Genomic DNA, 22908 nt, shown 5'->3' on the forward strand with positions numbered 1-22908 from the left:
AGTTAGAGCAAAAGTGTCAAACCACACTGAGAAAAGTGTCAAACCTTGAGAAAGCTGAGCGAATACTCGGTTTATTATCTAGTAATTTCAAGAATATAAGTGGTGCCCGGAGGCGGATTCGAACCACCGACACGCGGATTTTCAATCCGCTGCTCTACCAACTGAGCTATCCGGGCATTTCGCGTTGGGCAGTGTGCCCCGCTGAGGTGAGGGTCTTATAGGGCGCCTGATTTCCTCTGTCCAGCACCTCAATGAGTTTTCCCAAAGGCTTTTAGGGGGTTAAATCTTTTTTTCTCAGAACGTATTGCAAGGAAGGGGCTGGCTCACAAAAAAAGGGCGCTGTTCATGCGCCCTTAGTTCTCTTCTACTCTCAACAGACTTAGACGCTGACCCAACTGGCCTGTTCGTGAGATTTGGCCATGGTCTGAACGAGGCCTTCAATGAAGATGCCACGTTCGAAGTCGATCAGGTGACTGTCTTCACCCTGCAGGCTTTTCAGAATCTCGTTGACTTCAATGATCTTCAGATCGTTGAAGCCGAGACCGTGGCCCGGGGCCGGGATGAAGCGGTCGTATGGCGCATGGGCTGGCCCTGCCAGAACTGTGGTGTAGCCCTGCCCTGCGACATCGCCTTCAGCTTTGTAGACGTGCATCTCATTCATACGTTCCTGATCATAAACGATGGAGCCTTTGGAGCCGAAGATCTGTACGGCGATGCGGCCTTTACGTCCCCATGCAGAGCGGTTGAGCTGGAGGGTGCCGTTGCCACCATTTTCCAGTTCAAACAGCACGGTGGCTGCATCAAAGGTTTCAACGGCTTTGTCGTTGCCAGCAGCGTCCTTGCGGGTCGCGTATGGCTTGGTCATATGACACATGACTTTGGCAATGCGCAGATCCAGCGCCATGAGCAAGGACATGGTATGCACGCCGAAGTCATCCAGTGCGCCAAAGCCGGAGGCCAATCCGCTTTTCATGCCCCATTCATCATCCGGGTTGGCCATGAAGTCTTCGTCCATCTCAAGACGGATCTGAAGTACATCGCCGATTTCGCCTGAGTTCAGCAGGTCGCGGATGCGGCGCATCATGGGGTTTTGGATGTAGTTATAACCAAGGAAGGTCTTCTTGCCGGATTTGCGGGAGGCTTCCAGCATTTTCTGCGCATCCGCATAGGATGGAGCCATAGGCTTTTCGCAGTAAACGTGCTTGCCAGCTTCCAGAGCTGCGATTGCCATTTCCGGGTGGAACTCATTCGGCGTGGTAATCGAGATAATGTGAATATCCGGATCGGCCAGCATATCACGCCAGTTGCCCGTGGACCTGGCAAAGCCAAAATCTTTTGCGCGTGCTGCTGCCAGTTCTTCATTCACCTCAGCAAGCGTCACCAATTCTGGCTTCAGCTCACCACCAAACACACCGGATACAGCATTCCATGCCAGAGCATGACATTTGCCCATGTATCCGGTTCCAATCAGACCTACGCCGATTTTTTCCATCTCAGTAATCCTGGAAGTGCCCCTAGAATAGAGTTCATTGGAATAGAACGCGTTATGAACGGGGCATTGATAAAATGAAGGAGCGGCACGATCGGGTAATGCCGCTCCTCAGTGTCTCACTGAACATCCTGTAAGTTGCGTATGCCTGACCCGAAAACCGACAGAGGGTTTTCAGGAATACACATCACACAGTGCCGCCCAATGATGCCTCCAAACTGGCAAGCTCTTGCCCGCCAGCCATGAGATCTTGAAGTTCTTCAGCAGTGATTTCGCCTTTCTTCGCAGTACCAAGGGTTTGCCCCCTGTTCAGCACTGTGAAGCGGTCTCCCACTGCCATGGCGTGGCGTACGTTGTGCGAAATGAACACGACGCCAACACCTTTTTTGCGGACCTTATCCATGGTCGAGAGCACGTTTGACGTCTGGCGTACACCCAGAGCAGAGGTCGGCTCGTCGAGGATGAGGACTTTCGCGCCGAAATACACAGCGCGCGAGATTGCGACTGTCTGGCGTTCCCCACCAGACAGTGTGCCCACAGCCTGATCCGGTTCGCGCAGATTGATGCCCATCTTGGACATTTCTTCCATAGTGACTTCGTTTGCGTACTTATGGTCGAAATAAGAGATCGGGCCGAACTTTTTGACCGGTTCACGGCCAAGCCAGAAGTTGCGGGTGATGGACATGAGCGGGATCATCGCAAGGTCCTGGTGCACCGTTGCAATGCCTGCATTCATAGCATCACGCGGGCTTTCAAAGACTTGCTTCTGACCATCAACGACGATCTCGCCTTTGCTTGGCTTGTGCACGCCGGACATGGTTTTGATGAAGGTGGATTTACCTGCACCATTGTCACCAAGCAGACAATGCACTTCGCCGGGCATGACGGAGAAGGAAACACCTGCCAAAGCAATGACGGAGCCAAAGTGCTTCTCGATGTTCTTCATCTCAACAATAGGTGTCGTCATGATCAGCGCTCCCCTGTGACGCGCTTGCGGATCATGTTGTTAAACAACACCGCGATCAGCAGCATGGAACCGAGGAAGACCAGATACCAGTCCTGATCGATATTGGTGTAGCTGAGGCCGATCAGCACCATTCCGAAGATGATGGAGCCGAAGAAGGCACCGATTGCAGAGCCATAACCGCCTGTCAGCAAACAGCCACCGATCACCGCTGCAATGATTGCCTCAAACTCCTTTTGGAAGCCACGGCGGGCGTCCGTTGAGCCAGCATCCATAACAGTCAGGATGGCAACGAGAGCTGCACAGCATGCGGTGAACATGAACAGGTACATCTTGACCTTGCGCACTGGCACACCGGAGTTGCTTGCTGCGTTGCTGTCGCCACCAGCTGCAAAGATCCAGCTGCCAAACGGAGAGCGAAGCAGAACCCAGGTTGCCAGAAGAGCCAGCAGGCCAAACCAGAGAATATCGACCGGGATGCCGTCTACTTTTGGCTTGCCGGACTTGAAGGTGTCGATCCAGCCCGCTTCAGCCAGCCAGTAGAAGAATGGTGTGAATGCTTCTCCGCTAAAGAAGTCAGCAAGCCAGCTGCCTTCGAATTCTGCACGGATGCCGCGCAGCTGAGTGGAGCCGCCGGTTGCCGCTTTGAGGCCTACCAGAGACAGGCCACGCAGGATAAACAAGAACGCAAGCGTTACAATGAAAGACGGCAAGCCCGTACGGATGACGATCTGTCCGTTGATGGCACCCATTGCAGCTGCCACGATGAAGGTGACAATAATTGCTGCATAGAGTGGCAGGTCGAAGGTGACCATTGCCGCGCCGAAAATCAGGCCTGTGAACGCAACCATAGAGCCAACGGAGAGATCAAACTCACCGCCGATCATGAGAAGTGCTGCCCCAATAGCCAGAATGCCGAGTTGGGCAGCAGGCGTCATGAAGTTCAGGATCCCCGCAAGGGTGAACATCTTAGGGTCAGCAGTAAAAAGAAAGAAGATTGTTACGAGAGCAAGGCCAGCAATGGCGCCGAGTTCAGGACGCTTCATGAGCCGGGAGATGAGCGAGACGTTTTTTACTCTTTCGTCCGCGCTCTCAACAGCAAGATCGGACATTTTATTTCCCTCAGTTTTGCATGACATGAGAGGGATGCGTGCACCCCTCTCATAGCAAAGCTCCTTAGCGGATGCCTTGAGCGGACAGCTCTACAACCTGACCGGCTTTATCAGCGGTGATCAGGTTTGGACCGGATGGAACGTTGCCACCAGGGATAAGTCCGTACTCTGCATTGAGAGCGAGGAAGATAACAGGCAGGTAGCCCTGAAGGAACTGCTGCTGGTCGATTGCAAATGCTGCTTTACCGTCAGCGACTGACTGCAGGAAGCCTGCGGACATGTCGAAGGTTGCAACATTTACTTCGCCAGTGCGTCCAACTGCTTCAACAGCTGCCACTGCTGGCTCACCTACGAGAGATGCACCAAGACCCATGATGGTGTCGATGTCTTCGTTGGATTCCAGAGTTGCCTTGATCTTCGCTTCAACTTCAGCTGGATCGTTGTTGGTTGGAACAACAGTTACGTTGCCGCCAAAGCCAGCTGCAAAACCGTCACAACGCAGGTCGAGGGACACGTTGCCCACTTCCTGGTTTACGCAGATGCCGACTTTGCCGCCCATGTCAGCAAGCTTTTCGCCTGCTGCTTTACCAGCGTCATACTCGTCCTGGCCCACGTGCAACAAAGCGCCAAAGCTTGCAGACACATCACTACCGGAGTTCATGGAGATGACAGGGATGCCAGCTTCAACTGCTTTGGTAATGGATGGGCCGAGCGCGTCACCATCTGGAATGGACACAACAATTCCGTCCGGCTCCTGAACGATCGCTGCATCGATCAGCTGGCTCATGGCCACCATGTCAAAAGTTTCTGGAGCACGGTAAGAAACATTAGCGCCGCTGTCTTTTGCTGCTTTGTCTACACCGTTTTTAACAACAGACCAGAATGGGTCATTTGCCTGGCCGTGGCTCACAACAATGATGTCAGCAGCCATTACAGCAGGTGCAGTCATGATCGCAGCAGCAGCTACGAACGCGCGTAAAGTCTTTTTCATATAAACCTCCCAAGATTGGCGGATGCCAATTTTAAGTCAGGGTTTCCCCTAGAAATCCGGTGTTTATCTCGTCCACAAACACTGGAGTTCGAATGCGTTTCCGCACGAATTGTAGTGCTCAGCCGTCCCACGGGCAAAAGCACCCATCACCCCCATTATATCAACGCAAGCCTGATTGCGGCAAATCCGTGCTGAATCAGCACTTTAAAAGGGTGATGGACAGAGCACGTGTTACCGGCCCTACAATCGTAGAATTCATCCAAATTTGAGTAATTCGGAAAATTCATTCCAAATTTATAGAACGTACATTGCGGTTTTTCAAGTTTTGGAATAGATTTTTTTCATGACACAGAATTTAGACGCAATTAGCCCAGACATTCCCTCGGATTACGAGAGCCTGAAAGCTCGAATAAGTACTCTTTCGGACAGCATGCCCAAGCGCCTTTTGCAGTGCGCAAGATATGCTTTGGCGAATCCGGACAGAATCGCTCTTGGCACCACAGCCGAGATTGCCAGCGCTGCAGGCGTGCAGCCTTCTACTCTTGTTCGCTTTGCCCAAACGCTGGGATTTGACGGTTTCTCGCAGATGCAGCAGATCTTTCAGGGGCAGCTGGTTGGCCGCAACTCTGAATATACGGAGCGCCTGACGAAGATCCGCGAGAGTGGAACAAACACTCCAGGCAGCATTCTTGGCAACTTTGTAGAACGGTCCAAACAGTCGCTTGATGATCTTCTGCGCCAGGTCGACACGGTTGCTCTTGAGCGTTCCATTGATGCACTGTCAGCTGCAGAAAACATACACTTATTAGGCCTGAGACGTGCATATCCGGTCGTCAGCTACCTACACTATACATTGGGCAAGATGGGCGTGAGAACAAACCTGCTGGAATACACGGGTGGCATTTTGGAGGAACGCGTTCAGTTCATCAACGAGAACGACGCATTGTTTGTGGCGACCTTCAGCCCCTACTCTCCTGAGGTGGTTGAGTTTGCAAGCAAGGCCTTTGGCCGAGGTGTCTCCGTTATCTCCTTGACCGACAGCGTTCTGTCTCCAATTGCCCGCGTTTCTTCAACCGTTCTGGAGGTTAATGAGGCTGAGCATGGCGCGTTCAGATCACTCTCCACAACCATGTGTCTTGCCACTTCTATCGCTGTTGCGGTTGGTGATGCGCGAAAGTGGACGTCCCTCTCCTAGAGTATCTCTAAGGAATCAATAGGAAGCCGGCAAAGGACTGAATTTGGAAGAGAGCTTGTTTAAAATTTTGGAACAAAGCTCATTCTATTTTGAACAGATATTCCACTTGTGATTATTTTTGGAATATGTAATCTTTCAGGAAATGCTAGTACCTGATTGGGAGAATCCGTTGAAATCACTTGATGTCATCACAATCGGCCGGTCATCGGTCGACCTGTATGGAACACAGGTTGGCAGCCGACTGGAAGACATGTCTTCATTCAATAAGTATGTCGGCGGCTCACCAACCAATATGTCAGTGGGAACAGCCCGTCTTGGGCTGAAATCTGCCCTTATCTCCCGCGTAGGGGATGAGCACATGGGCCGTTTCATCCGCGAGCAGCTGGTTAAAGAAGGCGTTTGCGTTGATGGTCTTGTTACTGACAAGGACCGCCTGACCGCCCTTGTTATTCTTGGCATTCGCGACAAAGAGCAGTTTCCGCTGATTTTCTATCGCGAAAACTGTGCCGACATGGCGCTGTGCGAAGATGATATTGATCCTGAATTCATCGCCTCAGCTGGCTGTGTGACTGTTACCGGTACCCACCTCTCGCATCCACGCACGGAAGCTGCTGTTCTAAAAGCGCTGCGTCTTGCGAAAGAGAACGGCTCCCGCACTGCTCTGGACATTGACTATCGCCCCAACCTTTGGGGTCTTGCAGGTCATGGTGATGGTGAAGAGCGTTTCATCGCCTCTGAGAAAGTGACCGCGGAACTGCAAAAGCACTTGCACCTGTTTGATTTGATCGTGGGTACGGAAGAAGAGTTCCACATCGCCGGCGGTTCTACCGACACTCTTGAAGCATTGAATGCTGTGCGCAAGGTCAGCAAGGCTGCTCTGGTTTGCAAGCGTGGCCCAATGGGCGCTGTGGTGTTTGAAGACGAGATTGGTGCGAGCCTTGATGATGGTAAATCCGGTCCGGGTTTCCCGATTGAAGTGTTCAACGTGCTTGGCGCAGGCGATGGCTTTATGTCTGGCCTGCTGCGCGGCTGGCTGAAGGATGAGACCTGGGAAACCACCCTCACCTATGCCAATGCATGTGGTGCGTTTGCGGTCTCCCGTCATGGCTGTGCCCCTGCTTACCCAAGCTGGGAAGAGCTGCAGTGGTTCCTTGATAACGGTTCCTCCGAGCATGCTCTGCGCAAAGACAAGAAGCTGGAGCAGATCCACTGGTCTACCAACCGCAAGGGTGAGTGGTCCAACATGAAGGTGTTTGCCTTCGATCACCGCTCTCAGCTGGAAGACATGGCAGCCAAAGTTGGCGCATCCGAAGACAAGATCCCTGAGTTTAAAGAGCTTTGCCTTAAAGCTGCTCAGCAGGTTTGTGCTGGTGGTGACGACTACGGTATTTTGTGTGATGGCCGCCTTGGTGAGGACGCTCTGTTCAAAGCAACGGGTTCTGGTCTTTGGATTGGCCGTCCGGTTGAACTGCCGGGCTCTCGCCCACTGGAGTTGGAGATTGGTCCGGACCTTGGTTCGCAGCTGGCGGAATGGCCGGTTGAGCATGTGGTCAAGGTGCTGTGCTTCTATCATCCAGATGACAGCGCTGAGATGAAGGCCCGTCAGGAAGAGACCATTTTACGCCTTGCGCATGCATGCCGCGAAAATAATCTGGAATTTTTGCTGGAAGTCATCCCGTCCAAGGTTGGACCGGTTGATGATGATACCACCGCGACCATCATTCAGCGCTTCTATGATCTGGGTGTTTACCCTGACTGGTGGAAGCTGGAGCCTTTGAAGACCGATGCAGGCTGGCAGAAAGCTTGTGACGCGATCAAGGCGAATGATCGCTGGTGTCGCGGTATTGTTGTTCTTGGCCTTGATGCACCAGCTGAGGAGCTCGCTGCGAGCTTTGAGGTTGCAGGCAAGTATGACCTTGTGAAGGGTTTTGCTGTGGGCCGCACTATTTTTGCTGAGGCTGCTGAGAAGTGGCTTGGCGGAAACATTTCTGACGCAGAAGCCATCGCTAACATGGCTGCAAAATTTGAAGACCTTGGATCTGTCTGGGAGCAGGCCCGAATGGATAAGAAAGAAGTTGCATGAGCACGATCAGATTAACAGCCGCGCAGGCTCTGGTTCGCTATCTAGCAGCCCAGAAAACGCCTGAGGGAGACAGCTTTATTGCTGGGGTCTGGGCTATTTTCGGTCACGGCAACGTGGCGGGTCTTGGTGAAGCGCTTTATCACACGCAGGACACGCTGCCGACCTATCGCGGTCACAACGAGCAAGGTATGGCCCATGCGGCTATTTCCTATGCCAAGGCATCCAACCGTCGCCGTGCGATGGCTGTGACGACCTCCATTGGTCCCGGTGCAACCAACATGGTGACAGCTGCTGCGCTGGCTCACGTGAACCGCCTGCCGGTTCTGCTGTTGCCAGGTGATGTGTTTGCAAACCGTGCACCGGATCCAGTGCTTCAGCAGATTGAAGACTTTCAGGATGGCACTGTCAGTGCGAATGACTGTTTCCGCCCTGTAAGCCGTTACTATGACCGTATCCAACGCCCTGAGCAGCTTTTGACAGCTTTGCCACGCGCTATGGCGGTTATGACTGATCCGGTCGAGTGTGGCCCTGTCACGCTGGCTATGTGTCAGGACGTGCAGGCAGAAGCATATGACTGGCCTGTGAGCTTCTTTGAAGAGCGCACCTTGCACTTCCGCCGCCCTGCACCTGATGCAGCTGAGCTGGAAACTGCGATTGCTGCAATCCGTGCTGCGAAAAAGCCAATGATCATTGCTGGTGGTGGTGTGCACTACTCTCTGGCAACGGATGATCTGAAGAGCTTTGCCGAGACGCACAACGTACCCGTTGCGGAAACGCAGGCTGGCAAGTCCGCTCTGCCATGGGATCATGAGCTGAATCTAGGCAGTGTTGGTGTGACCGGCTCTTCTGCTGCAAACGCTGTTGCTGAAGATGCTGATCTGATCATTGCAGTTGGCACACGCCTGCAGGACTTCACGACAGGGTCCTGGGCACTGTTTAAGAACCCGGATCGCCGTATTTTGCAGCTGAACGCAGCTTCTTATGACACTGGCAAGCACAATGCACTTCCGCTGGTGTGTGATGCGCGTGTTGGCTTGCAGGCTCTCAGCCAAAACCTGGGTAGCTGGAAGGCCGAGACCGAGACTGCGTCTCACCTTGCGACCTGGCTCTCTGCCGTTGAGAATGCAACAGCTGCCCCTGAGGGCGGTAACGAATTACCAACTGATGCGCAGGTGATTGGCGCTGTTCAACGTGCTTCCAACGCAGACACCACTGTTGTGTGTGCGGCTGGTGGCCTGCCGGGCGAGCTGCACAAGCTCTGGAAGACCGACAAGCCGGGTGGTTACCATCTGGAATACGGCTTCTCCTGCATGGGCTACGAGATTGCAGGTGGTCTTGGCGTGAAGATGGCCAAGCCAGAGAACGAAGTGGTCGTCATGGTTGGTGATGGCAGCTACATGATGATGAACTCCGAGCTGGCGACCTCCGTCATGCTGGGTCACAAGATCATTGTGGTGTTGCTGGACAACCGCGGTTACGGCTGCATCAACCGTTTGCAGATGGCAACCGGTGGTGACAACTTCAACAACCTGCTGGATGACGCCTACCACGTTGAGCCATCCAACATTGATTTTGCTGCACATGCGGGTGCAATGGGGGCAACCTCTGAGCACGTGAAGAGCATCGAAGAGCTGAGTGAAGCTCTGGAGCGCGCAAAAGCCAGCACCAAGTCCTACTGCATTGTGATCGACACTGATCCGCTGCCAACCATGCCGGAAGGTGGCCACTGGTGGGATGTAGCTGTGCCAGAAGTATCAAAAAGAAAAGAAGTTAATGAAGCTCGCAAGGGCTATGAGCATGCGCTGACCAATCAGCGTTTGGGGGACTAAGGCCAATGATCCGTTACGGAACCAACCCAATTGCGTGGAGCAATGACGACGACCGTACTCTTGGTGCGCACATTTCTCTGGAACAGTGCCTGAGCGAGGCTGGCGAAATCGGCTTTGACGGCATTGAAAAGGGCCACAAGATGCCAACCGAGCCAGCTGCTTTGAAAGCTGCGCTCGACCCGCATGGTCTTGCCTTTGTTTCTGGCTGGCATTCCCTGAACCTGTTGGCTCACAGCGTTGAAGAGGAAAAAAAGGCGATCCAGCCGCACCTCGATCTGCTCAAAGCCATGGGCTGCAAGGTTTGCATCACTTGTGAAACCTCCAACGCGATCCACGGTGCTGATGATACCCCGCTGGCAGACAAGCCTGTGCTGGCTGATGACCAGTGGGCGCAGTTTGGCGCTGATGTTGAAGCAGTTGCTGCCTATTGCGCGCAGCAGGGTATCTCGCTCGTTTACCATCACCACATGGGTACTGTGGTACAGAGCGGTGAAGAGATTGATCGCTTTATGGACGTGACCGGACCGAACACCTACCTGCTGCTGGACACGGGCCATGCATGGTTTGGTGGTGCAGATCCGGTGGAAGTTGCCAAGAAGCATATGGCACGTGTACGCCATTTGCATGCGAAGAACGTTCGCCCGACTGTCCGCGCACAGGTTGAAGGCGAGCGCCTGAGCTTCCTGGAAGGCGTCCGCCGCGGTGTGTTCACCGTTCCTGGCGATAAAGAAGGCGGCGTTGATTTTGAACCTGTGCTGAAGGTTGCAGCCGAGCATGGCTATGAAGGCTGGCTGGTGATTGAAGCAGAGCAGGACCCTGATCAGCGCAATCCGTTCACATACCAGAGCATGGGCCTGAAAGCACTGCGTGAGATGGCTATCAGCGCTGGTCTTGATAAGAAGGTAGTCGCATGAGCAAGCTTCTCGTAAAACCCAATGGCACAGAGGGCAAGGTGCACGACATCACGCCTGAATCTGCCGGTTGGGGCTACGTTGGTTTTGGCCTTTATCATCTGGAACCGGGCGCAAACGCCAAGCAGCTGATGAAGGGCAAAGAAGCCATTCTGGTTATCGTAGAAGGCAAAGCCTCCATCACTTCAGATGGTCAGGACTTTGGTGTGCTTGGTGAGCGTAAGAACGTGTTTGAGCGCATCAAGCCATGGTGTGTGTACGTTCCTGCCGGAGCTGAGTGGAGTGCAACTGCTGTTACCAAGCTGACACTGGCTGTGTGTACTGCCCCTGCAAAAGACGGCAGCTACCCTGCCCGCGTGATTGGCCCGGATGACATCCCTAGCGTTGAGCGCGGCGTTGGTGCCAACACCCGCTACATCCACCCGATTGCCATGGAAGACCAGGACTTTGCAGAGAGCCTGCTGGTGACTGAGGTTTACACCCCTCAGGGCAACTGGTCGTCTTATCCTCCGCATCGTCATGATGAAGATAACTTCCCGGAAATGACCTATCTGGAAGAGACGTACTACCACCGTCTCAACCCGGACCAGGGTTTCGGCTTCCAGCGTGTGTTCACTGAAGATGGTGAGCTGGATGAGGCGATTGCTATGTCCAGCGGGGATGTTGTGCTTGTTCCAAAAGGGCACCACCCTTGCGGCTCTCCGTATGGCTACGAAATGTACTACCTGAATGTGATGGCTGGCCCGATGCGCAAATGGCGCTTCCAGAACCACCCTGACCACGACTGGATTGCACAGCGCGACGCAAAACCTGCGGACGCCTAAGGCAACTGATATCCGCGTGTTCCCACTGATATATCCTTGGGAGCACGCGTTTAATAAGCGCGTAGGTTCTGCGGAAACCACCAGGCATTCGTTGGAAATGCGCGATATAAACGCTGTTGTGAAAGATAAGCTATGACTGTTTCAATTGGCCTGTTGGGAGCTGGCCGTATTGGCAAGACCCACGCAAAAGCTGTGAGCCAGCTTGAAAATGCCAAGCTGGCTGCTGTGTTCGACCCGTTTGAAGATGCTGCGAAGGAAATTGCAGCTCAGACAGGTGCACGCGTTGACGGCCTTGACGCCATCATGAATGATCCGGCTATTGATGCTGTGATCATCGCAACCCCAACTGATCTGCACGCTGAGCAGATTGAGCAGGCTGCGCGTGCTGGTAAGGCAATCTTCTGCGAAAAGCCAATCCATCTGGACGGCGACCGTGTGCGCGAATGCCTCAAGGTTGTTGAGGAGACAGGTGCCAAGCTGATGGTTGGCTTCAACCGTCGTTTTGACCCGAACTTCGCTGAAGTGAAGCGCCAGATTGAAGCTGGTGTGATTGGTGATGTTGAGATGGTTCAGATCACCTCTCGTGACCCTTCCCCGCCACCAGTCGACTACGTGAAGCGCTCTGGTGGTCTGTTCAAAGACATGATGATCCATGACTTTGACATGGCTCGCTTCCTGCTTGGCGAAGAAGTTGTTGAAGTAAACGCCATGGGCAGCGCAATCGTATCTGAAGAGATCGGTGCTGCTGGTGATGTGGACACGGCAACTGCAACGCTGAAGACAGCAAGCGGCAAGATCTGCACCATCACCAACTCCCGCCGCGCCACTTACGGCTACGACCAGCGCGTGGAAGTGCACGGTTCCAAGGGTATGGTGTCCGCAGAAAACATGCGCACCACCACTGTGACTGTCGCAAATGGTGACGGCTACACTGCTGAGCCACTCATGGACTTCTTCATGGAGCGCTATGAAGCAGCTTACCGCATTGAGCTTGCTGCCTTCGTTGACGCTTTGACCAGTGGTTCCGAGATCTCTCCAAACGGCTTTGATGGCCTGAAGGCTCTCGAACTTGCTGAAGCTGCAACTGCAGAAGTTGCCAAAGCACGCGATCTGGCAAACGCTTAAGCTGCTTTAAAAACTGAATATGAAAAGGGCCGATGCATTGCATCGGCCCTTTTTTATTGGTCTCAAGCCTTCGCTTTACGCCATTGCTGCCTGACGGCGGACGGTGGCGATGCGGAAGCGGTTGGCGACGTAGGCGCCGTCTGTGAGGCTGGCGTTGCCGGCCGGGTTGGCACCGGTGACGTGGAAGTCAGAGTACGCTGCTGACTGGTTCACGTAGATGTTGCCAGTCAGGTTCACAGAAAGCGGTGCGCCTGCCCAGGCGTAGGCATCGGTGGCCTTGTCAATCACATCTTCATTGGTTGAATACAGCGCTGCGGTGATGGCACCGTGGCTCTTGGCTGAGCCTGCTGCGCGGGCGATGGCATCATCGATATCATCACAGGCGATGATGAAGGAGATCGGGCCGAAGCGCTCCTGCATGTAGGCTTCTTCCTCTTTGGAATCGACCGCCACAACAGTTGGCGTTGCAGAGCGAGCACCGTTCATGCCTTCCACTGGCTCAGAAGAGCGGATCACTTTACCCAGTTTTCCTGCTGCAAAAATACGTTCCAATGTGGATGGGTTCTGCACGGCACCGAGGATGGCAGCGGCACGAGCCGGATCGCCAAGGAGCTTGTCCAGTGAGATTTTGATGGCTTGCGCCACTTCCTCAAAGCTCTTCTTGCCGTCATTGGTTTCAATGCCGTCACGGGGAACGAAGATGTTCTGCGGTGTGGTGCACATCTGGCCAGAGTAGAGCGACAGGGAGAACGCAATGTTGCTGGCCATGCCGCGCAGGTTGTCAGTCGATTCAATGGTGATCGCGTTGACGCCAGCTTCCTCGGTGTAGACCAATGCATCACCTGCATTTTCACGCACCCACGCTCCAAAGGCATTAGAGCCGGTGAAGTCGATGATCTTCACGGCATCATTGGTGACCAGTTCCTTGGTTTTTGGCGCCTCTGCGGTATCCGCAGCCAGCATCAGTACGTTTGGATCGAAGCCAGCTTCTTTGAGCACCTCACGGCCAACCTGAATGGAGATGGCCATTGGCAGGATCGCCATTGGGTGCGGTTTGATGATGACCGGATTGCCAGTGACGAAGCTTGCGAACATGCCCGGATAGGTGTTCCAGGTTGGGAAGGTTGCACAGCCGATGACCAGCGCAACACCGCGCGGCACAACGCGGAATTTCTTGTCCAGCACAATCGGATCATGCTTGCCCTGCGGCTTGGTCCAGGTCACCTCGGTTGGAGTCTGGGTCATCGCGTCATAGGCATAAGCGACGGCTTCCAGTCCTCTGTCCTGCGCGTGCGGGCCACCTGCCTGAAACGCCATCATGAAGGCCTGACCGGAGGTGTGCATCACCGCGTTGGCGATGAGGAAGGATTTTTTGTTGATGCGGCTCAGCATTTCCAGCGCAACGCCAACGCGTTCTTCAACGGTTGCTTTCGCCCAGCTCTTGCCAGCTTCTGAGGCTGCTTTGACCAGCTCTGCAGGGTCGGCATCTTCATAGGTGACGCCCAGCTCTTTGCCGTAGGGAGATGATTCTGCGCCTGTCCAGTTGCCGTTGGTTGGCTGGCCCAGTGCGAATGGCTTACTGAGAATCCCCTCAAATTCTGCAAGCTGATCGTCTTTTGCTGTTTCGCCGTAGATCTTACCGGATGCGATCTCAGGATAAGCGGACCAGTAATCTCTTGATTTACTTGTCTTTACTGCCTGAAAGAGCGTGTCTTTATGCGTTTCAAAAAAGTTACTCATTGTTCCTCCTCGAAAAACCTGCGCCTACCGCAGTGCTTCTTCGACCAATGTGTGACCTTAAAGCGCTCCACAATTACTCCAGATCGCGCGAACACTTTAAGGTCTCTTGTTTCCTGCGTATTCTCTTCCCAAAACCGGATTCCACTTTTGGCGAATACGCTCTGAATTCCAATTGACAGCGGTTTCACTTCCAGACAATAATTTACCGACCGGTCAGTCATTTCAAGCAAAAAGTGCCAGAACCATCGACCAGTCTACGAAATGATTAGGTTTTCCAGAGGGCTCTCCTCATGAATTTGGAAGTTCATTGGGAGCAAATTGGTGGTTCACTGGTGAGTGATGATTGATCTATTTGGAGGGAGAGACCATGAGCGAGACCACAGTCATTTCCGAGCAGAGCATTTTGGTGGATGTGAATGACACCTACCACGTGATTACGCTGAACCGCCCTGACAAGCTGAACTCGTTCAATGACGAGATGCACCGCGCGCTCTATGCGGCGCTGGAAGCTGCGGACGCAGATGACAACTGCCGCGCCATTTTGCTGACGGCTGCAGGCAAAGGCTTCTGCGCTGGTCAGGATCTTGGTGACCGCGTGAAGCCGACACCAGACTCCCCTCCACCGGATCTGACCCAGACCATCGGTGATTTTTATAATCCTCTCATCCGCAAGCTGAAGTCGATCAACATACCGATCGTGTGTGCGGTCAATGGCGTGGCAGCTGGCGCAGGCGCCAACATTGCCATGGCCTGCGACATTGTGATTGCCTCTGAGAAAGCCAAGTTTATTCAGGCGTTTGCTAAAATCGGGCTGGTGCCGGATTCTGGCGGCACCTACTTCCTGCCGCGTCTCGTGGGTTCTGCTCGTGCACGTGGCCTTGCCATGCTGGGCACGCCGATCACCGCTGCGCAGGCTGCAGAATGGGGCATGATCTGGAAGTGCTCTTCTGCCGAGACCTTTCTGGAGGAAGCCACTGCCATGGTGCAGGAGTTTTCTGTTGGGCCAACCATCGGCCTTGGCCTGATCAAGCAAGCGCTGAATGCGTCTGAAGGCAACACACTGGATGAACAGCTTGATCTGGAGCGGGATTATCAGGGTGAAGCGGGCCGTACGCCGGATTATCTGGAGGGCGTGACGGCCTTCATGGATAAGCGGGCTCCAAAGTATTCAGGCAAGCGCTGATGAACAAGCAGGAATTAGCGGAGGCCGTTGCGGCCTCCATGTGGGACGAAGACGAGGCGACACAAGCGCTTGGGATGACACTGGACGAGATTGCACCCGGACGGGCTGTGATTTCCATGAAGGTGATGGAGCGCATGACCAACGGGCATAAGACCTGTCATGGCGGGTACATTTTTACCCTTGCAGACAGCGCTTTTGCATTTGCATGCAACAGCCATAACCAGCGCGTTGTGGCGTTTCAATGCTCCATTACATTTCTCGCCCCGGCCTTTGAGGATGATGTTTTAACGGCAACAGCCGAGGAACTTACCGTGCAAGGCCGATCCGGCATCTACGACATTCATGTGCGCAATCAGGACGGCGCGCATATTGCAGAATTTCGCGGAAACTCGAGGACCATCAAAGGGACGCATATCGAGTTAAGCACCTAGTTTTTATGGATGACCAGCATTTGAGGAGGAGAAAATGTTGGAGGTTGAAGAACGCAGGCCCGATCTGGAGCCTATTGAAACGGCAGGACGAGACGAGCTGCAAGCGCTGCAACTGGAGCGCATGCGATGGTCAGTGCGGCACGCCTATGAGAACGTAAAGTTCTACAAAGACAGTTTTGATGCAGCTGGCGTGCATCCTGATGATCTGCAAAGTCTTGCTGATCTGGCGAAGTTTCCATTCACCACCAAGCAGGATTTGCGCGACAATTATCCATTCGGGATGTTTGCTGTTCCGGAAGAGGATATCTGCCGTATACATGCATCCTCTGGCACCACAGGCAAGCCAACCGTTGTTGGTTACACCAAGAAGGATATTGAAACCTGGGCCGGTGTGGTTGCGCGGTCCATTCGTGCAGCAGGTGGCAAGCCGGGTGACAAAGTGCACATCGCTTATGGTTATGGGCTGTTTACAGGCGGTTTAGGCGCGCACTACGGGGCGGAAGCGCTTGGCTGTACTGTCATTCCAATGTCTGGCGGCATGACAGAGCGGCAGGTGCGGCTGATTGAGGATTTCAAGCCAGAGATCATCATGGTCACCCCGTCTTACATGCTCTCCATTTTGGATGAGTACCGCAAAGAAGGGCTGGACCCGCGTAAGAGCTCCATCAAGATCGGTATCTTTGGGGCTGAGCCATGGACCAACTCCATGCGCGAAGAGATTGAACAAGCCTTCGACATGCATGCGGTTGATATTTATGGCCTTTCAGAGGTGATGGGTCCGGGTGTGGCGCAGGAGTGTGTGGAGACCAAAGACGGTCTGCACATCTGGGAGGATCACTTCTATCCGGAGATCATTGATCCGGTAACTGGTGAGGTTCTGCCGGATGGATCGGAAGGTGAGCTGGTGTTTACCACGCTGACCAAGGAAGGTCTGCCGATCATCCGCTATCGCACCCGCGACCTGACCCGCTTGATGCCGGGCACAGCCCGCAAGATGCGGCGCATGGAGAAGATCACTGGTCGGTCTGACGACATGATGATCGTACGCGGTGTGAATGTGTTCCCGACCCAGATTGAGGAGCAGATGCTGCGCTGTGACGGGCTCTCCCCTCACTACCAGATCCAGATTGCCCGCAAGGGGCGTATGGACCAGCTGACCGTCAACGTGGAAGCCGCTGCACATGCAACGTCTGACGCTGATCGTCTGGCAAGCGCCAAGGAACTGGCGGTTCATGTGAAAAACAACATCGGAATTTCGGTTGGGGTAGACGTAGGCCTGCCAAATTCCATAGAACGAAGCCAAGGCAAGGCCACGCGGGTTATCGACCTGCGGCCTAAAGAAGATTAACGGAATTAAAAAGCATGGCGCGCACCAGAGCAGCGGATTATGACGACAAACGCAAATCCATATTGAAACTATCGGCGCGCGCCTTTGCGCAGCAAGGCTATGACAAAACCTCGATGGCGCAGCTCGCCAAGATCTGTGGGTTCTCCAAGGCTTTGCTCTATCACTACTACGAGAACAAAGAGACGCTGCTGATCGACATCATCAGCGCTCACCTTGAAGAGCTGGTTGATGCGGTAGAAAGTGTTGCTCAGGCAGAGCAGGACCCGTTGGAGCGCTTACGCGGCCTGTGCCGTGCTTTACTGCTGGCTTATGAGGACGCAGATTCTGAGCATAAGCTGCAGATCAATGAGTTGTCCTTTCTTCCAACTGAGAAGAAACAGGACATCATTGAGCTGGAGCGCAAACTTGTTGCCATCTTCGCCAAGGCAGTTGCGGCTACAAACCCGCAGTTTGGCGATGGAAGTGCCCTGATCAAACCCGTGACCATGAGCCTGTTTGGCATGCTCAACTGGTCTTATCTATGGTTTAAACCGGGCGGCGACCTGACCCGCGAAGGTTACGCGGATCTGGTGGTGCAATTGTTGCTGAACGGCTCGCAGTCCATACAAGGTACGGCGGTGAGCTAAGCCTCGCCTGCCGCTCTTACGATTTCACCAGTGCCTGCGCTGCAAGTTGCTGCATCATGTCTATGTAGCGAGCTTGCGTCCAGTTGCAGTCGATGCACAGCTGTTCCCAATTGCGGACGGAGAGGATGGTGAGGAGCATATCGGTCGCTTCCTCTTCGCTCATACTGTCTGTCAGTGCGCCATCTGCGTTGAGCGCCTGAACCGCTTTTTCGCAGCCATCACGGATGGCGCAGATTCGGTCGTTCCAAGCGGCAGCTGCCTCTTCATCGGTCTCCTGCATGGCCATCAAAGCTTTGGCCACACCAAAAATAGTCGGGATGTAATTGCCCCAGGTTTCGACCCAGGCCTCCAGCCTTTGCGTACCGGATGCAGCGCTTCGGCTTTTAGCCAGCTTTGCGTCTATGTCGTGCACTTCATCCAGATAACGCGTTGTAGCAGTGAGCAAATCTGCCCGGTTGGGAAAGTGCAGATAGAGCGCCTGACGGCTGATTTTTGCAGCTTTTGCGATGTCTGACATGCGCACAGCACTGCCGTTTCCGGCCTCCAGCAACTGCCATGTAGATTTTAGAATGCGATCACGAGTGGGAATATTCTGACTTGACATGATGTCAATATAGGTGCGATTGACACGATGTCAACTTTACATCATGTAAAGCAAAAAAGGATAGAGCCATGAAAGTTATCGTATTTGGTGCAACGGGCACTGTTGGCAGGCTTGCCACGGAGAAGATGCTGGCAGATGGGCATGAGGTGACGGCGTTTGCCCGCAACCCGAACAAGCTGCAGATTGAGCATGAAAACCTGACGCTCCGGGCTGGTGATGCAGCGTCCCGCGATGCTGTCGCAGCCGCAATTCAGGGCCACGATGCCGTGGTGATTACGCTTGGCGCCGGCATGTCGCGCAACAGCACTATCCGGTCTGTTGGTACGCGCAATGTCATTTTGGGGATGCAACAACATGGGGTGAAGCGGCTGGTCTGTCAGTCCACACTTGGAGCACATGAGAGCTGGTCCAACCTCAACTTCTTCTGGAAGCGGATCATGTTTGGCGCGTTGTTGCGACCTGTGTTCAAGGACCATGAACTGCAGGAAGAGCTGGTGCGGGTGAGCGGTCTAGACTGGACTATCGTGCGGCCCAGCGCGTTTGCTCCAGAACTTGCAACTGGCAGTTATAAAGAGGACTTTCCAGCCACAGACCGACGTCTTTCTTTGAAGATTGCGCCTTCAGATATTGCCGGATTTCTCAGCCGTCAGCTCTCAGAGGTGCAGTACCTTCACCGTGCTGTGGGGATCTCCACTTGAGGTCTTATAGCGAGGGGCAACCGGAGTTAGATCAGAGATTTCTTGCATAAGCCGCTGCTTGTGTAGACCTCTTCAGCTGCTAAAACAGCTTCTTCTTTGCTGGCGCGTTGTCCGTCTTCGATGAACTCTGAGCCATCGCTTACAAGGAAGTACCAGACAATCTGACCTCCCTCCTCTGTGTATCTGTTCACCTGCATGAGTGCTTTGGGGTCGTCTGGTACACGGCCCACGCCTTTCCCGTCCCCAACCTTTGCTCCTTCGGCGGGACCCCAGATGTATTTCAGTTTTCCCACTTTCTCTCCCTCTGATACCTTTGCCATGAGAGCACCAACATAACGAGAATAAGCAATCTGAGAGGCTATTGTGCCAAGCGCCTTTGTTGCTTCCCCTCCGGATGCTCTCACAAGAGCTTCATGCAAAATCTGCCATTGCCACATAAGGGATGGGGGCATCGCCAACTCTTCCCAAAGCAAGATTGCCACTTCAAGGGACTGAAAGGAGCCGCCGATGAAAGTGTTTCTTTTGCCGTCTTTCTCTTTCCAGTAGAAGCCAGGTAGCCATTGCATGCTTCCGCTCCATATGTTCACTTTATGTTCTACATCAGCAAATACGTTTAAACAAGCCAGTAGAATGTACTGAGCGAGGGAAGGTTTCACCCTGTACGATGCCTGTGTTTTGCCCGGATTGAGCTCTGCAGTAAAAATGCAGCTTGCAAGACTCTTCTATTTTTCCGAGAGTTACGGGAAGACTCAAGGAACAGACCCATCATGAAAACAGAACGCGAAAAGATGGAAGCGGGTGAATGGTACACCTGCATCGATGACGAGCTGGAAACGCTGCGGCAAGCGGCCTACCACGCTATACATGAGCATCGTACACTGCACCCAAGCAAGCGTGGCTGGATAAGCCCTGCCCTGCGTGCGCTGCTTGGCAGTTCCACCGACAGCACAATCATCGAAGCGCCGTTTCATTGCGCTTATGGCATCAACATTCATTTGGGAGAACGGGTTTTCCTCAATGCGGGCTGCACCATTTTAGATACCGCGCCTGTGCGAATTGGTGACCAGACCATGCTTGGGCCGAATGTGCAGATCTATTGCGCCCAACACCACAAAGATGCAGAGAAGCGCTGTGCGGGACTGGAAATCGCAAAGCCGGTGACCATTGGCAAGCGGGCGTGGATTGGCGGGGCTGCGATCATCATGCCGGGCGTGACCATTGGCGATGAGGCCATTGTTGGCGCAGGCAGTGTGGTGACCAAAGACGTACCCGCCGGAGCCACCGTGGTAGGCAACCCCGCGCGGGCGAGAGGCTAACCCTCTAAAGAGAAACTGGCTGCCGGGTTTCCCATGCAGCCAGTTTGGATCGGGGTCAGGCTTCCAGCGTTTGTTGCCCGGCCTCTGCCTTTGGAGCTGCTTGTCTCTTTCCAAACCACATTCTGCTGATGAGGTTATCTCGCAGGATAAACTGGTGAAACGCCCATCCAACAATATGCAGCACAAGCAAAGCGGTCAGCACGTTCGCGATGACACCATGGGCGACACGTGCCGGATACACTGTGAGGTCTGCGGGGAGCGGGGCTCCGGAACCGCCCAGCGTGATTGCGAAGAGATCTGCGTTATAGGCCATAACGAGACCGGAGAGCACCATACCTGCGACCAGCGCATACATGGCCCAATGTGTCAGCCCAGCGGCAGTATTGAGTGCGGCTTTTCCCGTGTCTGCTTTTGCAGGCTTTGTTGTTACAAAACGGATGATGAGGCGCAGGAGGATGAGCACGCCGATGGTCATGCCCCAGATGATATGTCCGGTCATACCGGTGAGTTTTTGCGGGTCGGTGCTTTCCATAGCTGCCATCATGGGCCCTCCCACCACCAGCGCCATAAATATCATCAGGGCGAGGATCCAGTGCAGGGCTACTAAGGCCGGGTGATAGCGTGTTGTCATCGGGTGTTCCAATCATCAATCTTCAACGGAACCAGCGGTGGGTTCCTGATTATGTCTGGAGTGCATTTTACGTTACCTAATGAGAACAAGAATGATATAATAAGAAACATGGCATTACTCTGACGTAACAAGAGAGACACCATGAGGTCACTGGACTGGGAGCTGTTGCCGTCTTTTCTTGCTGTTGCGCGGGCGGGCAGTTTGAGAGCGGGCGCTGAGTTGCTTCATACCAACTATGGCACTGTGAACCGCAACATTCAGGCTCTTGAGGCCAGTTATGGCGTGGCGTTGTTTAGTCGCTCCACCAAAGGCTTCAAACTGACTGATGCCGGCGAAACCGTGCTTCCGTTTGCCGAGCAGGCAGAACAGGTGATCATCAATGCGCGCAAACGTGTTGAGGGGCTGGACAAGAGCGAAGCGGGGACGCTCCGCTTTTCTGTCACGCCCACGTTTGCCTATGATGTGATTTCTCCAATCATCAGCAGGTTTCAGGAGGCCTATCCTGATATTCAGGTGGAGCTGAGGCTCACTTCTGCCGTTGAGGAGATCAACAAGGACGAGACAGATGTCTCTCTGCGTGCGGCCTATGAAGTGAGCGAGGATGTGGTTGCCCGCAAACTCTACCCCATAGCCATCGGCATCTATGCAAGCCAGGCCTACATTGACGCCGCGTTTGCGCAGTCCGGGTCACAAGGCTCTGGTCTTTCCTGGATCGGTTGGCCAGGTGACGCACACACGACCAACTGGGTCGCTCAAAGCCCCTTCCCTCATGCTGACATCCGGCACATGGTGTCCGATGGATATATGCGCCTCCGATTGTTGAGAGAGAACTGCGGTCTCTCTTACCTCCCTGTGGTTTTTGAACGGTTCTTTCCTGATTTGTGCCGCGTGCCCGGCACCAAGACTGAGTTGGGGCAATCGCTTTGGATTGTGCTTCACGCAGACCTGCGCAAAACCGTCCGCATCCGCCGCTTTGTGGATTTTCTGGCTGAGGAACTCATGGCCCTGCGAGAGGACATGCAAGGCGAACTTTACAGGCGCTAAAGCAGTTCGCTTAAGTGCTGGTCACAATAAGCTCAATTGCAGGTTGGTAAAGCTGCGTATAGGCTGTGGGCATCTGATCATTCCAGCAAACATAAGTGACCTATGAAACTGTTTTACGCTCCCGGCACCATTTCAATTGCCGTTGCCATTGCCCTTGAAGAATCCGGTGTCCCTTACACCACGCACAAGATCAACTTTAAGAACCCGGAGGTCAGCCGTCCGCAGCTGTTAGAGGTGAACCCGAAGGGACGTGTTCCTGTTCTGGTGACAGACCATGGCGTTTTGACAGAGGCCGGTGCGCTGCTCGATTACGTTGCTGATCTTGCCCCGGATGACAGTCTGAAGCCTTCTGATCCTTACAAGGCCGCCAAGATGCGAGAGGCCATGTACTATCTGGCTTCCACCATGCATGTGAACCATGCCCACAAACTGCGCGGTGCCCGTTGGGCAGACAAGGAAGCCAGCTGGGACGACATGCGCACCAAGGTGCCGGAAACCATGACTGCCTGCTGCGCCTATGTGGAAGAGAACATCATCACCGGCCCTTACGTGCTAGGCGACACCTTCAGCATTGCTGATGCCTACCTTTACGTGGTCAGCACCTGGCTTAAAGGCGATGGTGTGGACATCACGCCGTTTCCAAAGTTCCACGCCTTCCAGAAGCTGATGGAAGAGCGGGATTGCGTGAAAGCGGTGAAAGCTGCGGGGATGCTGGGCTAGGCTCCTGACCCAAACAGGGCAGCTGCCGCTTTACATCCGAGGCA

The 22908-nt window shown here is 53.9% G+C and carries 22 protein-coding genes and 1 tRNA gene; 14 read left to right on the forward strand and 9 right to left on the reverse strand.

What is annotated here, in order from left to right; genetic code table 11:
• Nucleotides 1-100: 100 nt before the first annotated feature.
• From PsW64_RS00005 to PsW64_RS00025, 5 genes are all read right to left on the reverse strand, one after another.
• Nucleotides 101-176, reverse strand: a tRNA-Phe gene (locus PsW64_RS00005).
• Nucleotides 177-379: 203 nt separating this feature from the next.
• Nucleotides 380-1492: a Gfo/Idh/MocA family protein gene (locus PsW64_RS00010; RefSeq protein ID WP_063287374.1), complete on the reverse strand. Its 1113-nt coding sequence runs from the start codon at nt 1490-1492 to the stop codon at nt 380-382.
• Nucleotides 1493-1676: 184 nt separating this feature from the next.
• Entirely contained in the window at nt 1677-2456 is a 780-nt protein-coding gene (locus tag PsW64_RS00015; RefSeq protein WP_057465013.1) for an ATP-binding cassette domain-containing protein, read from the reverse strand.
• Nucleotides 2457-2458: 2 nt separating this feature from the next.
• Nucleotides 2459-3565, reverse strand: coding sequence for an ABC transporter permease (locus PsW64_RS00020; RefSeq protein WP_063287373.1), 1107 nt, complete (start codon nt 3563-3565; stop codon nt 2459-2461).
• Between the two features lie 64 nt (nt 3566-3629).
• Nucleotides 3630-4556: a sugar ABC transporter substrate-binding protein gene (locus PsW64_RS00025; protein WP_063302309.1), complete on the reverse strand. Its 927-nt coding sequence runs from the start codon at nt 4554-4556 to the stop codon at nt 3630-3632.
• Between the two features lie 343 nt (nt 4557-4899).
• Between PsW64_RS00025 and PsW64_RS00030 the strand changes: the two genes are divergently transcribed.
• The 6 genes from PsW64_RS00030 to iolG all read left to right on the forward strand — a co-directional run bounded on the left by PsW64_RS00030 (nt 4900) and on the right by iolG (nt 12523).
• Nucleotides 4900-5751, forward strand: coding sequence for a MurR/RpiR family transcriptional regulator (locus PsW64_RS00030; RefSeq protein ID WP_063302310.1), 852 nt, complete (start codon nt 4900-4902; stop codon nt 5749-5751).
• A 142-nt stretch (nt 5752-5893) separates the two neighbouring features.
• Entirely contained in the window at nt 5894-7834 is a 1941-nt protein-coding gene (locus PsW64_RS00035) for a bifunctional 5-dehydro-2-deoxygluconokinase/5-dehydro-2-deoxyphosphogluconate aldolase (protein ID WP_193757729.1), read from the forward strand.
• Nucleotides 7831-9663: a 3D-(3,5/4)-trihydroxycyclohexane-1,2-dione acylhydrolase (decyclizing) gene (iolD, locus tag PsW64_RS00040; RefSeq protein WP_063302311.1), complete on the forward strand. Its 1833-nt coding sequence runs from the start codon at nt 7831-7833 to the stop codon at nt 9661-9663. The genes PsW64_RS00035 and iolD overlap by 4 nt, the downstream gene beginning before the upstream one ends.
• Before the next feature lie 5 nt (nt 9664-9668).
• Entirely contained in the window at nt 9669-10577 is a 909-nt protein-coding gene (iolE, locus tag PsW64_RS00045) for a myo-inosose-2 dehydratase (RefSeq protein WP_063302312.1), read from the forward strand.
• Nucleotides 10574-11398 (forward strand): 5-deoxy-glucuronate isomerase, encoded by an 825-nt coding sequence (iolB, locus tag PsW64_RS00050; protein ID WP_063302313.1) that lies wholly within the window; start codon nt 10574-10576, stop codon nt 11396-11398. Before iolE ends, iolB begins: the two co-directional genes overlap by 4 nt.
• 132 nt (nt 11399-11530) lie before the next feature.
• Nucleotides 11531-12523 carry an inositol 2-dehydrogenase gene (gene iolG / locus PsW64_RS00055; protein WP_063301762.1) on the forward strand — a complete coding sequence of 331 codons (993 nt, stop codon included), beginning with the start codon at nt 11531-11533 and terminating at the stop codon, nt 12521-12523.
• Between the two features lie 75 nt (nt 12524-12598).
• On the opposite strand, the gene paaN is transcribed toward iolG, so the two are convergent.
• The gene (paaN, locus tag PsW64_RS00060) at nt 12599-14263 is read right to left on the reverse strand and encodes a phenylacetic acid degradation protein PaaN (protein WP_063302314.1); all 1665 of its coding nucleotides are present in this window, start codon (nt 14261-14263) and stop codon (nt 12599-12601) included.
• A gap of 367 nt (nt 14264-14630) precedes the next feature.
• Here paaN and paaG point away from each other — a divergent pair, with 367 nt between their 5' ends.
• From paaG to PsW64_RS00080, 4 genes are read left to right on the forward strand one after another with little or no spacing between them, the layout of a single operon-like run.
• Nucleotides 14631-15446 (forward strand): 2-(1,2-epoxy-1,2-dihydrophenyl)acetyl-CoA isomerase PaaG, encoded by an 816-nt coding sequence (paaG, locus tag PsW64_RS00065; protein ID WP_208980473.1) that lies wholly within the window; start codon nt 14631-14633, stop codon nt 15444-15446.
• Entirely contained in the window at nt 15446-15877 is a 432-nt protein-coding gene (paaI, locus tag PsW64_RS00070; RefSeq protein WP_063302315.1) for a hydroxyphenylacetyl-CoA thioesterase PaaI, read from the forward strand. Before paaG ends, paaI begins: the two co-directional genes overlap by 1 nt.
• A 34-nt stretch (nt 15878-15911) precedes the next feature.
• Nucleotides 15912-17225, forward strand: coding sequence for a phenylacetate--CoA ligase PaaK (gene paaK, locus PsW64_RS00075; RefSeq protein ID WP_063302316.1), 1314 nt, complete (start codon nt 15912-15914; stop codon nt 17223-17225).
• A gap of 14 nt (nt 17226-17239) precedes the next feature.
• The gene (locus tag PsW64_RS00080) at nt 17240-17851 is read left to right on the forward strand and encodes a TetR/AcrR family transcriptional regulator (RefSeq protein WP_063302317.1); all 612 of its coding nucleotides are present in this window, start codon (nt 17240-17242) and stop codon (nt 17849-17851) included.
• A 16-nt stretch (nt 17852-17867) separates the two neighbouring features.
• Here PsW64_RS00080 and PsW64_RS00085 read toward each other — a convergent pair whose 3' ends face one another.
• Nucleotides 17868-18455, reverse strand: a complete 588-nt coding sequence (locus PsW64_RS00085; protein ID WP_063302318.1) for a TetR/AcrR family transcriptional regulator — start codon at nt 18453-18455, stop codon at nt 17868-17870.
• A gap of 68 nt (nt 18456-18523) precedes the next feature.
• On the opposite strand from PsW64_RS00085, the gene PsW64_RS00090 reads away from it, so the two are divergent.
• Nucleotides 18524-19153, forward strand: a complete 630-nt coding sequence (locus PsW64_RS00090) for an NAD(P)-dependent oxidoreductase (RefSeq protein ID WP_063302319.1) — start codon at nt 18524-18526, stop codon at nt 19151-19153.
• 26 nt (nt 19154-19179) lie between these two features.
• Here the strand turns inward: PsW64_RS00090 and PsW64_RS00095 are convergent, their stop codons facing one another.
• Nucleotides 19180-19719 (reverse strand): hypothetical protein, encoded by a 540-nt coding sequence (locus tag PsW64_RS00095; protein WP_063287360.1) that lies wholly within the window; start codon nt 19717-19719, stop codon nt 19180-19182.
• A 201-nt stretch (nt 19720-19920) separates the two neighbouring features.
• On the opposite strand from PsW64_RS00095, the gene PsW64_RS00100 reads away from it, so the two are divergent.
• Nucleotides 19921-20469 (forward strand): sugar O-acetyltransferase, encoded by a 549-nt coding sequence (locus PsW64_RS00100; protein WP_057464999.1) that lies wholly within the window; start codon nt 19921-19923, stop codon nt 20467-20469.
• 55 nt (nt 20470-20524) lie between these two features.
• Here PsW64_RS00100 and PsW64_RS00105 read toward each other — a convergent pair whose 3' ends face one another.
• Nucleotides 20525-21100, reverse strand: coding sequence for a cytochrome b (locus PsW64_RS00105; RefSeq protein ID WP_082830969.1), 576 nt, complete (start codon nt 21098-21100; stop codon nt 20525-20527).
• A gap of 141 nt (nt 21101-21241) precedes the next feature.
• Between PsW64_RS00105 and PsW64_RS00110 the strand changes: the two genes are divergently transcribed.
• Together PsW64_RS00110 and PsW64_RS00115 are read left to right on the forward strand one after the other, a co-directional pair.
• Nucleotides 21242-22144 carry a LysR family transcriptional regulator gene (locus PsW64_RS00110; protein ID WP_063287358.1) on the forward strand — a complete coding sequence of 301 codons (903 nt, stop codon included), beginning with the start codon at nt 21242-21244 and terminating at the stop codon, nt 22142-22144.
• Between the two features lie 102 nt (nt 22145-22246).
• The gene (locus tag PsW64_RS00115) at nt 22247-22864 is read left to right on the forward strand and encodes a glutathione S-transferase family protein (RefSeq protein ID WP_063302320.1); all 618 of its coding nucleotides are present in this window, start codon (nt 22247-22249) and stop codon (nt 22862-22864) included.
• Nucleotides 22865-22908 lie beyond the last annotated feature (44 nt).

It is taken from the genome of Pseudovibrio sp. W64 (assembly GCF_001623145.1).
GTDB lineage: Bacteria > Pseudomonadota > Alphaproteobacteria > Rhizobiales > Stappiaceae > Pseudovibrio.